The sequence below is a fragment of the Fictibacillus sp. 26RED30 genome (genome assembly GCF_015903845.1).
Taxonomy (GTDB): Bacteria; Bacillota; Bacilli; order Bacillales; family Fictibacillaceae; genus Fictibacillus; species Fictibacillus phosphorivorans.
This window is the reverse complement of record NZ_JACZDV010000001.1, coordinates 561372-572977: the sequence shown is the minus strand read 5'-3', so window position 1 is coordinate 572977 and position 11606 is coordinate 561372. Positions and strand designations below refer to the sequence as shown.

Below are 11606 nucleotides of genomic sequence, written 5' to 3'. Positions count from 1 at the left end.
AATTTCCCCTGATTATCTTTATTCATACAAAAAGGCTGTTAGGTAAGGTATACAAACCTTACTAACAACCTTCGATTGAAAAATATACTCTGCAATAGCATCGCGTTTTTAAACTTTTATTTGTTTAAACTGTATATATATTGCCCTAAAAGGATCGTGGAAATATGCAAAAACATCTCACTCCTAGACAGCATGCCACTGGTAAAGACGCCTATCGCTCCATCCTTTTTTCTGATCTCTGGGTCTTTTGTTAAGTCCCCCATCAATGTTCCAAGTTCCTTGCCCTGCTTCAGACCTGTTACGATTACCGCTGGAAGTAGAATGCGAGCTCCCGCAGCTGAATAGACGTTCCCATGTTGGTCAGCCACCGCTCCCCAGTTACATAAATACATGCCATCTTCCATCTCCATAACACCGCCTTCAAAACCAATGCCGATGTCCGCTCCTTGCTTCACACAATCTCTCGCACGATTGATAGCACCGATCTTTGTTTCCTCATCAGAAAAAGGCTGAGCCGCAACCAGTGAATCAGATGCGTAAGATACGAGTTCAGCATCCTCAAAATGCGTAATAAAAGGCTGAGCTGCTTTGATCTTTGCAGGATTAGAAGATCCAATTCCAATTTTCATCACATGCTCATCCTCAGCTGTTTTCTAAGATCGTTCTTAATGTAGATTCATCTGCTGTTTTCACAAGTCTTATTAACAATTCTTTTGCAGCCGCATAATCATCTACATGTATCATAGAGGCATGCGTATGAATATAACGTGAACAGATTCCGATCACTGCAGAAGGTACACCGTTACCGGAGATATGTACACTGCCGGCATCCGTTCCACCTTGTGAAATGAAATACTGGTATGGAATCTTATGCGTTTCAGCTGTATCTAGAATATATTCCTTCATTCCACGGTGAGTGACCATCGTTCTGTCTAAAATCCTTAACAACGCACCTTTTCCAAGCTGACCGAACTCACTTTTATCCCCCATCATGTCATTCGCTGGACTTGCATCTAAAGCGAAAAATAGATCAGGTTGAATCAAGTTAGCTGCTGTTTTGGATCCTCTAAGCCCTACTTCTTCTTGAACCGTAGCACCACTATACAATTCGTTAGGCAACGTTTCATCCTTTAATTCTTTTAATAGTTCAATCGCTAATCCCACACCATAACGATTATCCCACGCTTTAGCCATAATCTTCTTCGGATTGGCCATCGGTGTAAACGGACAGATCGGAACGATTTGCTGTCCGGGTCTTACGCCTAGGTTATGAACTTCTTCATCATTATCTGCACCAATATCTATGTACATATTCTTAATACCCATCGGTCTGTTACGCTGATCGTCGGAAAGAAGATGAGGTGGAGTCGAGCCGATAATACCTGTTATAACATCACCTTTATCCGTATAAATATTTACACGTTGAGCTAACAGAACTTGGCTCCACCAGCCACCTAACTCTTGAAATTTAAGCATGCCGTTCTTCGTAACCTTCGTAACCATGAAACCGACTTCATCCATGTGCCCTGCTACCATAATCTTTGGACCATTCCCTTTTTTAACACCAAAGATGCTGCCAAGACCATCTTGAATAATTTCATCTGATACAGGTTCGATCTCTTTTCGGACAAACTTACGAACATCTCTTTCAAAGCCTGGCGCTCCTGGCAATTCAGTCAATGTTTTAAACAAGTCGAGTGTTTCATTATTCATATAAAAACAACCCCTTCTAATTAGTCACATGTACATTTTTATTGTACACCTAATAAGAAGGGGTTTTCTATACTTATGAACGTTCTAGATTTCGTAAGTGATCGGATCGACTGCTCCTGCTTCTTTAAAACCTTTTAAACGTAAAACACAGCTGTCACATTGACCGCAAGCTGCCTCTTTCCCATTGTAGCAAGAAGTTGTTAGATCATATGGCACTTCAAGAGAAAGACCTTTTTCAATCGTTTCCTTTTTAGATAAAGAGATCAATGGTGTTTCTACTGAAATATTTTTCCCTGTCACACCCGCTTTTGTTGCAAGATTAATCGTTTCTTCCATGCTCTGAATGAATTCAGGACGACAATCTGGATAGCCGCTAAAATCAACCGCTGAAACGCCGGTATAAACGGCAGTAGCTCCGATAACTTCAGCATAAGCGCTTGCGAGTGATAAGAAAATCATATTTCTAGCAGGCACATAAGTTACAGGAATTCCTTCTTCTGCCTCAGTCGGAACATCTACCTTTTCATCAGTAAGGGCACTTCCGCCAATATCTTTTAAGAAGGTGAGATCTACAATTCGATGATCTGCTACATCATAAAATTTACCGACTTCAATCGCTTGTTCAACTTCTCGATTATGGCGTTGTCCATAGTGAAAAGTGATCGGATATAAGTCATATCCTTCCGCCTTTGCGATCCCCATACAAGTTGTGCTATCAAGTCCTCCGCTTAAAACAATAACCGCTTTTTTGTTCATGGTTAGACCCCTCTTTCTTCTGGATGCCAGATCACTTTATGAAGCTGAAGACTGAGCTTTGCATTTGGTAGTGGATTCTCCAACAAAAGTTCAACAAGTCGTCTCGGTGGCATACTTTCCCATACCGGACTTACACAGATCTGACCATTTCTGTAATGTTCAGAGACTACTTGTTTCGTTATCTCAAAATCATTCTCTGATCCCACAACAAATTTGATCTCATCTTGGTGCTGAAGCTCTTTGAAATTCTCCATGTGCATCCGTTCCATCTCACCAGATGCTGGGAGCTTATAATCCATCACGAATCTCATCTTTTTTTGTAAATCATGGTGAGAGTTGCGCAATTGCTCAAATGGCTGTAGATCGATAGCTCCGTTCGTTTCAATGTGGATATCCACAATATGATCCAAGTCAGCCATAGCTAGAAGCAAGGCAGCAGATTTTTCTCGGTGGATTAAAGGCTCTCCACCTGTAAAGCAGATTCGTTGTGAACGAAACGTCTTAATCGTATTCACGATTTCTTCAATCGTTGCTTCAAACTCAGGCTTAGCTGGTGCATAACTGTATGTCGTATCACACCATGTACAACGGAGATTACAATGAAAAACACGTACAAAAACCGTAGGATACCCAGCTTGTAATCCTTCACCTTCTACCGTTTCAAAAATCTCGACCATAGGAACTTTCCAATGTTTCCAAACGTCTTTAGACGGCAGATTAAACATCATCCTTTTCCACCATCCATTCTCTTTTCATGACAGCATAGCTAGTAGGTGTCTCATACAGCTTTAACTCTTCTAACCTGTGACCTTGTTCACTTAGACCTCGTTCGTTTAGTTCAAGATCAATTTGCTCCCAAATCCAAACCACCATATTTTCTGCAGTCGTATTCATCGGCGGAAGAACTTCATTTAAATATCGGTGATCTAGTTTACTGTCGATTGCTGATTTAAAGATTTCTTTTATCTCTCCAAAATCTACGGCAATACCGATTGAATTCACAAATCCGCTCATTGTGATCACTAGTTTGTATGTGTGACCGTGGAGATTTTTACATTTTCCATCATAGCAATGCAGATGATGAGCCGCATCAAACGTAAACTCTTTGCATACTGCAACCCGCTTATTATGGTACTTTAATTGTTCGCTCTTAATGTCGCGACCAAGTATTTGAACATCTGTTGGAATTTTATAAGTCATTCCAGTTCATCCTTTCGAATGGAGCACGAAAACAAAAAAACTCTGCTAAAAACGCAGAGAGTGTAAATGTTCATTCTTCACGCTCCCTAGTTTTGTTTTAAGAGGGGTGGGAATTTCGAACCCTCCATCTTTATCAAGAGTATCTTATCAAAAAAGCCCAAGAAAAAGAAGGCTTTTCTTTGTTATACTGATAAAGAAGAACCAATATGATTTTTAAAAATGAACTTACATAAGGTGGGAATAGTAATGAATTGGAGAAACCTGATTCTAGCAGGCCTCACAGGTGCTGCAATCGGTTATGTTGTTACAAAGAAGCAAACAGAAACCATCACACCAGAAAAAGCTTTAAAACAATTTAAGGAAAAAGCAAGAGATCATTACACAATCTCTGGAGCCTGGATCATGGTTAACTCAGAAGAAAAGAACGTGCACGGCCTTCCATACTCTGTATATAAGGGTGGCTTTTCAAACTCATCACCTGGAATGGTCGCCTCGCATTACGAATTCTTAATTGATGCTTCAACCGGAAGTCTTTTAGAGCTAATTCAAAAATAAAAGCTGTTTTCTTAAACTTTGTTGCTTTCGGAAGTGTTGATTTCCATGCCAGGCTTCTCGCTTTCTACGGTGCAGGCGGTGAGCCACATTCGTACGTTTCACTTTTAAATGTCTCACCTGTCTAGTTGCAGTGGCTAGACCCTCGAGGTCAAAAGATAAATGGCTGTGATGAACAAAATGCGCCTTCAAATCCAAAAACAAACACAAAGTAAAAAAAGCCCTTAGGAAAATAATTTCCTAAGGGCTTTCTTATGGAGATTAACGATATAATTTTGTTTGATCATAAAGATTGTTATCGATCTTGAATTTCGTAGTAAGATACTGACGCTTTTCCCAAACACCTAAAATCAATAAAGGAATGATGATTAGAAGAAATAATAGTCCTGTTACAACGATCCAATCCATATGAGTTCCAAGATCTGATTCGTGTGCTTTTTTATAATCTTTAATTTGAGAGTTTGCTTTAGCTACTGCTGCTTCAGCCAAAAGTTCGTTTTTGTCAGCATCATAGAACACAACTTCTGTGTGATCGAAGTAAAAAATATTATCTCTAACCGTATCATAGTTAGCAATGGCAACTGTTACTTCTGATGCATCTAGTTCTGAGTCTTGATTTGGGTATGTTTCAATGTCTGTTAATGTTAAAGAACCCTTTTTTAAATCTTTGTGCTTACTTTCAATACCCTTTTCAATCGTCTTTTTCATTTCATCTGTAGCTTGTTCAGCAGATACGAAAGTACCCATGGATAAAAACAGTGCTAAAACGGTAAAAATGGCAACTAACTGTTTTTTCATTTTCAAATCCCCTCTCATTTTTAACCCTTTAAGATATAAATAAAGTTCATCAATACATGCCTCTCATATTTTAACATATCCTGTCGATTTCGACATTCACTTGAAAATGGAAAATATGTGACGGTTTTTTTACATTTTTGGGGAACGTGGAATTCTTTCTGTCATGTCACCTTTTTCATCCCACTTAACAGCACGATAAATACAATCATGATAAAAGAAATACCATGTGTCAGGCTTTATCCATTTCTGTTTTTGAAAGATGGAAGTCATAGGATAATCATCATAAGCCAGCACCCATAGTGGGTTATGATGTGCATGAGTTGGCATGATGTCACCAATGTGATAGAGCTTTTCACCATTCTCTATCGTTAGCTCAATCAGGGAATGACCATCACTATGCCCTCCTGTATGAACCATTCTTATCCCTTCTAGAACATCTATCTCTTCTTTAAACGTCCTTACTTGATGCTGAATAGGTTCCCAATTTTCTTTCCAATATGTATTCTGAGACCTGATATTTGGATTCTTTAGCTCATTCCATTCTGTTTCAGAAGTATAAATAACAGCGTTTTCAAAAACAGGTACTAACTGATCATCTTCCCATCTCGTTAAGCCAGAGGCATGATCAAAATGCATATGAGTCATTAGAATAATATCAATATCAGCTGTTGTTAAACCTTCTTTTTCTAAACTTTTTTCAATAAGCGACTCTTCTGTAACGCCATAATTTCTTTTTTGTTTTTCGGTTAATTTCCCAAAACCGATTCCAGACTCGATCAATATGTTTTTTCCTTCAAAACCTTGAACAAGGATGGGTTCAGTTCTAAGTTCAATTTGATTCTTCTCATTAACAGGATATTTTCTTTCCCATAGAGGTTTAGGAACGACTCCAAACATAGCACCACCGTCCATGTGTGTGACCCCGCCATCCAACCATGTTAATGTCTTCGTACCAATTTTCCACTGATCCATATTTTAGTCTCCTTTCTATTTGGATCTCTGTACAAGTGTATCATAAGAAACACACATCAGATGAAAAGAAAAGACCCAAGCATATGCTTGGATCTTTATGAACGGAATTGTGCTTCCATTCGGTAAATTCGATATCCTTTTTCAGAGAATTTCTCTTCATATTCTGTCATAACGTTATCTTCCATATCACTCTTATGAAGATCAAGACTTACTTCGTTAAAGAACATGCCATAAGTTGACATGCTATGAAGTGAATACTCGAACAATCCTTGATTATCCGTCTTGAAATGTATTTCACCCGGCTTTTTTAATACCGTTTCGTATCGTTTTAGAAAACTTTCATGCGTTAATCTTCTTTTGGCATGTTTGGATTTTGGCCAAGGATCTGAAAAGTTGAGGTAAACACGTTCAATTTCTCCCGGTTCAAAATAATCCAGCAAGTGTGATGCATCTGCTCTAATAAGTTTTACGTTTGGTTTTTCGTCTTCTAGAATACGATCCAGTGCAGTAATGATGATGCTGTCATAAAGCTCCATCCCTAAATAATTTATAGAAGGATTTTGTTTAGCCATACCATTAACAAACTGTCCTTTACCTGTTCCAACTTCAATATGAATCGGATTGTCATTCCCAAAAAAAGTATGCCATTTCCCTTTCATTTTTTCAGGCTCTACTGAAACGTATTCAGGATGGTCGATTAATTTTTCTTTAGCCCAAGGCTTAAATCTTTGACGCATAGTTTCTCCCCACTTTTCACACTTTTATATACGATTTCATTTACCTCATAATAGTTTTAAACGAAGGATATTTTTTAGCATAATCCATAAGCTATGCAATGAAAGGATGTGCAGGAAAAATGCCCTTAAATCACAATGATCAATTGCATATCATAAGAGATCTTCTTCAAGACCATTATACCGATTGTGCTGGTTCACCATCTGAATGTGCTCAACTAGAACGTCTTGCTGCACATTTATTGGAGAACGGAGCAGTTCATGAAGAAGTACGAAACATCTTGTCCAACATTAACGAATATAGTCATACAGGCTTTTCACACCAGCATTTAGAAGAGCATATTACCAATCATCGTCCTCACTTAGAATCATGGATCAACACGATTCAAACACATCATCCATATTAAGACACTATTCCCTAGGAAATAGTGTCAGATGATCTTATATATTGTCAGTGTTAGATCGAACCAGCAAGTTTCTTAATACTTTCTGCAAAATGGGCAGTCTCTTTTGACTGTCCTTTTTCTTTATACCAGAAAAAAGAGCTTATCGTTTGTGCCAAAACATACCAATGCATTCTTCTTTCTAAATCATCATCAAGGGTTTCCCCATATATCTCGAGCCATTCTTCCCATTTTTCATAAGGGATATAGCTATAGAGAAGCATTCCAAGATCAAGTGCAGGATCAGCAATCATCGCTCCATCCCAATCGATTAAATATAATTCATCAGAATCGCTTAGCAGCCAATTGTTATGATTAACATCACAGTGGCATACAACCAAATTATCGACTTCCACCTCAGAGGCAGTCTCCATTAAATAAGCAAAGGAATCATTGATGATTTCTAAATAATCTTTTTCTTTCCGCATCTGCAATTGTATATCATTTAATAGGTCAACTGGTGTTAACCTTTTTTTCTCTAAGCGGTTCATCATGCCAAGCAGTTCTTGAGATCGGTGAATTTTCGCCAAAAGTTCAGCTACATTCTCACTTTTCATATCTGCTGCTTTCAATTCACGGCCGTTAAGCCATTGTTGAGCTGTTATAACATCTCCATTACCTAATCTTTTTGTCCATAAAAGTTTAGGAACAATTCCTTCTGCAGAAAGAACAGCTAAAAACGGAGAGGAATTACGCTTTAAAAACAGTTTTTGGTTCCCATATTCAGCTATATATGCTTCTCCCGTTGCTCCGCCAGCAGGGGAAACCTGCCAATCTTCTCCCAAAATCTGTTCCAAAATGTTCACCTTCTTGTCTAGTTAAGAAATCCGTTTTTTATTAGATGTTCGTTCAAAAAATTAAAGCTTTTCCGTATCGAATTAAATTACTGCGAAGTCATTATTTTAACACAAAAAATCAAGAAAAGCACTTGATTCTTGATTCTTTACAATTCTAAACAGAATAAAGCAAAGAAAAAGATAACGGTTCTAATCTATACGAATCCTCATTCAATACTACATTATCGTATCTTTCATCTTCAATCGCTATCATCCATCTATGCTGTTCTAAAGGGATGATTATCGGTTTAGTCGTTTGGTTGAAAAGCAATAAAGCTTTGCTCCAATAAGAAGCACCATCTTTTATTTCGGTGATAGGAAGGCGGTACTTAAATCCTAAACATCCATCTGGTACATTCCATTCCAAAAGCTCAACAGAGTTATCACGAAAAATAGGCTGTGATTTCCTTATACCTATCAGATGTTTAAAATAATCAACTTCTTTATGAAAGAACTCAGCAAGGTTCCAATCGAACGCATTGATCGTGTCGAGGAGATTATAGCTGTTCTCTTCACCTTTTTTCGTTCGAAAACATTCTTGCCCCGCATGGATAAATGGTACGCCTTGTGCAAAGATCGTAATCGCTAAAGCAAGCTGTTGCCTCTTTCTTCTCATTACTTCATCTTCGAAGGGGTGCCGAATGTACAAAAGGTCGTACAATGTGTGATTATCGTGACATTCTGTATAATTAATGCTTTGTTCAGCTTTAATAAATTTATCATGCTGACCTGCATAACCCTTCATCACATGACTCATCTGATGTTTGATTCGTTCATCATTATTACCATTAATAAACCCGCTTTGACCTTCAGGAAAGATACTTCCTTTAACATGGTCACGAAACGCATCATTAAAAAATGAATAGGATGGCATCTTCTTAGCAGAAGACAGAGAAGCTTTTCTTTCAGGTTCTAAATTCGTATTTAAATCCCAGCCTTCTCCAAGTAAAAACACGCCAGGATTCAAAGATTTTAACTTTTCTGCAGCCTGATTCATCGTTTCAACATCATGAATCCCCATCAGATCGAATCGAAATCCATCCACTTTATATTCACTCATCCAAAAAGTTAGCGCATCTAAGATGAACTTGCGCATCATTTTCCTTTCAGATGCTGTATCATTTCCTACACCCGTTCCATTAACCGGGTTTCCGCCATCGTCATAACGAAAATAATAGCCCGGAACGAGCTTTTCAAGTGATGATTCTTCACGTTTATAAACGTGGTTGTAAACCACATCTAGAATGATCGAGAGCCCATTGTGTTGAAGAGTCTGAATCAAAGTTTTTAGCTCTTTTATTCGACAGATCGGGTCATAAGGATTTGTAGCATACGATCCTTCAGGAGAGAAGAAATGAACCGGATCATATCCCCAGTTGTATGCTGAATCTGGCTGTGTTTCATCAACACTTCCAAAGTCTGCTACTGGCAACAACTGAACATGAGTAACACCAAGACTTTTTATATACTCTAATCCCGTATGAAATCCATTGGATGTTTTTGTCCCTTGTTCTGTTAATCCTAAATACTTTCCTTTATTTAAGACACCACTATCAGAATGAATCGTTAAATCCCGAACATGAACTTCATAGATGGTACTGTCTGTTTTTGAACGAAGGTTTATCTTTTTTTCTGATCGATTCCATCCGTCAGGATCTGTCTCAGGTAGATGGATGACAACCGAATGAACTCCGTTTGCAGTAATCGACCTCGAATAAGGATCTGTTGTTTCTATCCATTCATGATTTACGTTTACGACAAACATATATTCTGTAAGATGGTGATTTCCGTCTAACGTAGCTTGCCATACTCCTCTTTCAGACCGTGACATGTTTTGTTCAACAAAGGTATTAGAATGTTTAGTTTTATACTTAAGTATCATCGCAAAGGCAACAGGAGACCATACTTTAAATGTCGTACTCTCTGGTGTGTAATTCGCTCCAAGACTACTGTCATCATAATAGAGGCTATCGAACTTTTCGGTCCGTACAATGCTACCGATCATTAAAGGGATCTTTGTATCGTTATATGTGACCCAATATCGGTTTTTTAAATCAATGGGCGTTCTCGTTCTGCATTTGTAGATCACTTGATTATGATAATGTTCTTGTTTATCGATGGTTAATGGCTGCAATACCTTCTTATCATCTACCAATGAAAGTGATGGGATGATTGAAAAAGGGTTACAGACTACAATCGTTATCATAGAAAAATCATCGATATATGCCGACATTGATATATGATCAACTTTCATTGACCTCACCCCTTTTTATCGCTATTACATCATATTGAACTTAAAATGAATTTGTTATTCCTATCTATGAAAAAGAGGCCTATCCTAAAAGTAAGATAGGATTACTTTAGGCGGCCTCACGCATTTGGCGAAGATAACTAACAGATGTTTTTTATCTTCACTCCGCATTTAAATACTTATTCTTCATGATTCTCCCTGCAATAACGATTGCCGCATAAACGATGACAGGTACAACAATCCCAAGAATTAGCTGGTCATTGGTTACATCTAAAATCCATTTCTTCAAACCTGACTTCTTTTCGATCAACATAACCCAAAGGAAGGCAAATAGAGCAATATTAAAAAAATCTGTCCATTTCATTTTTATTCCCCACTCGTTTTAAAAATTTATATTTTAACTGAAACCGTACCTGGTTGAACTTCAATACGAACCGGAGTGGTTCCTTTGTACTCACCATCGGCATGAATGGCTACTGATTTACGTGTTATCACTTCAATCTCTTTACCTTTAAACTGAGAAACTCCTTGTACGTTAACATGACCACCCCAAAATACAGAAACAAAGAGCAATAAAAGTTTGAATAGAGATAGATCATGCACAATACAAACATCTAAAACTCCATCATTACACTTTGCGGAAGGACAAATTTTCATACCCCCTCCATAATAGGGCATGTTACCAACAGCTACAAGCCAGACATTGCTAAACTGATGTTCATGTCCATCGATTCTGATTTCCATGGAATCTGGTACATAAAATTTTAAAACCTTAAACAATGTAAAAACATAGGCAAGTGAACCTAATTTCAGCTTATGTAAATACTTTTTGTATGTCGCTTCATTTGTAAACTTTGCGACTTCTCCATCCAAACCAATACCAACGGCACTTATAAAAGACTGGATCTTATTGCTTCTTCCTAAAAGCTGAATACTTCCGGAGTCAGTCTTGGCCGTTCGATTGCGTTTAAGATATTGAAGTTGTTTTTTTACCCCTTTAACATCTTTCGTTAATACTCGAACGATATCATTGCCAGATCCCCCAGATATAAACCCTAAAGGAATGCTAGGATTCTCTTTCATACCGTTTAAAACTTCATGGATCGTACCGTCACCACCTACTGCAATAACAGCTTTAATATCAGCTTTGTTTATGTATGTAATCTTCTTCGCAATTTCTGTGGCATGACCGCTATACTCTGTATAAAACGTTCGATAGGTTATCTCTTCCTTGTCCATTACATTTTTTAATTGATTAAATGATTGAATCGCTTTTGGGTTGTTTGCGTTAATGATAAAGAAATATTTTTTCATTCCGTGCGTCCTCGATTTATGTTTTTAAAAGTAATTC

General features: G+C 37.8%; 14 protein-coding genes. 2 read left to right on the top strand and 12 right to left on the bottom strand.

Features of this window, described 5'->3' with window-relative positions:
* Window positions 1–116: 116 nt before the first annotated feature.
* The 5 genes from IHV11_RS02850 to queD all read right to left on the bottom strand — a co-directional run bounded on the left by IHV11_RS02850 (window position 117) and on the right by queD (window position 3669).
* Window positions 117–629, bottom strand: coding sequence for a DUF84 family protein (locus tag IHV11_RS02850; protein ID WP_197193637.1), 513 nt, complete (start codon window positions 627–629; stop codon window positions 117–119).
* Window positions 630–642: 13 nt separating this feature from the next.
* Entirely contained in the window at window positions 643–1713 is a 1071-nt protein-coding gene (locus IHV11_RS02845; protein WP_197193636.1) for a M42 family metallopeptidase, read from the bottom strand.
* A gap of 84 nt (window positions 1714–1797) precedes the next feature.
* Window positions 1798–2469, bottom strand: a complete 672-nt coding sequence (gene queC, locus IHV11_RS02840; RefSeq protein ID WP_197131713.1) for a 7-cyano-7-deazaguanine synthase QueC — start codon at window positions 2467–2469, stop codon at window positions 1798–1800.
* A 2-nt stretch (window positions 2470–2471) separates the two neighbouring features.
* On the bottom strand, window positions 2472–3197 hold the full coding sequence (locus IHV11_RS02835) for a 7-carboxy-7-deazaguanine synthase QueE (protein WP_197189599.1): 726 nt from the start codon (window positions 3195–3197) through the stop codon (window positions 2472–2474).
* Complete coding sequence (gene queD, locus IHV11_RS02830) at window positions 3187–3669, bottom strand: 6-carboxytetrahydropterin synthase QueD (RefSeq protein ID WP_197131718.1); 483 nt, start codon at window positions 3667–3669, stop codon at window positions 3187–3189. Before queD ends, IHV11_RS02835 begins: the two co-directional genes overlap by 11 nt.
* A 246-nt stretch (window positions 3670–3915) precedes the next feature.
* Here queD and IHV11_RS02825 point away from each other — a divergent pair, with 246 nt between their 5' ends.
* The gene (locus IHV11_RS02825; RefSeq protein ID WP_197193635.1) at window positions 3916–4224 is read left to right on the top strand and encodes a PepSY domain-containing protein; all 309 of its coding nucleotides are present in this window, start codon (window positions 3916–3918) and stop codon (window positions 4222–4224) included.
* A 258-nt stretch (window positions 4225–4482) separates the two neighbouring features.
* Here the strand turns inward: IHV11_RS02825 and IHV11_RS02820 are convergent, their stop codons facing one another.
* From IHV11_RS02820 to trmB, 3 genes are all read right to left on the bottom strand, one after another.
* On the bottom strand, window positions 4483–5019 hold the full coding sequence (locus tag IHV11_RS02820; protein ID WP_197193634.1) for a hypothetical protein: 537 nt from the start codon (window positions 5017–5019) through the stop codon (window positions 4483–4485).
* 129 nt (window positions 5020–5148) lie between these two features.
* Window positions 5149–5991, bottom strand: coding sequence for a YtnP family quorum-quenching lactonase (locus tag IHV11_RS02815; protein ID WP_197193633.1), 843 nt, complete (start codon window positions 5989–5991; stop codon window positions 5149–5151).
* A gap of 95 nt (window positions 5992–6086) precedes the next feature.
* Window positions 6087–6728, bottom strand: coding sequence for a tRNA (guanosine(46)-N7)-methyltransferase TrmB (gene trmB, locus IHV11_RS02810; RefSeq protein ID WP_197193632.1), 642 nt, complete (start codon window positions 6726–6728; stop codon window positions 6087–6089).
* 119 nt (window positions 6729–6847) lie between these two features.
* Between trmB and IHV11_RS02805 the strand changes: the two genes are divergently transcribed.
* Window positions 6848–7132 carry a YtzH-like family protein gene (locus IHV11_RS02805; RefSeq protein WP_186320458.1) on the top strand — a complete coding sequence of 95 codons (285 nt, stop codon included), beginning with the start codon at window positions 6848–6850 and terminating at the stop codon, window positions 7130–7132.
* Window positions 7133–7182: 50 nt separating this feature from the next.
* Here IHV11_RS02805 and IHV11_RS02800 read toward each other — a convergent pair whose 3' ends face one another.
* The 4 genes from IHV11_RS02800 to IHV11_RS02785 form a co-directional block, all read right to left on the bottom strand.
* Window positions 7183–7965: a phosphotransferase family protein gene (locus IHV11_RS02800; RefSeq protein ID WP_197131728.1), complete on the bottom strand. Its 783-nt coding sequence runs from the start codon at window positions 7963–7965 to the stop codon at window positions 7183–7185.
* 154 nt (window positions 7966–8119) lie between these two features.
* A complete protein-coding gene (gene pulA / locus IHV11_RS02795; RefSeq protein ID WP_197193631.1) occupies window positions 8120–10258 on the bottom strand; it encodes a type I pullulanase in 2139 nt (712 codons plus the stop codon).
* Between the two features lie 157 nt (window positions 10259–10415).
* Window positions 10416–10619 (bottom strand): hypothetical protein, encoded by a 204-nt coding sequence (locus tag IHV11_RS02790; protein ID WP_197189604.1) that lies wholly within the window; start codon window positions 10617–10619, stop codon window positions 10416–10418.
* A gap of 26 nt (window positions 10620–10645) precedes the next feature.
* Window positions 10646–11569 carry a diacylglycerol/lipid kinase family protein gene (locus IHV11_RS02785; RefSeq protein WP_197193630.1) on the bottom strand — a complete coding sequence of 308 codons (924 nt, stop codon included), beginning with the start codon at window positions 11567–11569 and terminating at the stop codon, window positions 10646–10648.
* Window positions 11570–11606: the final 37 nt, after the last annotated feature.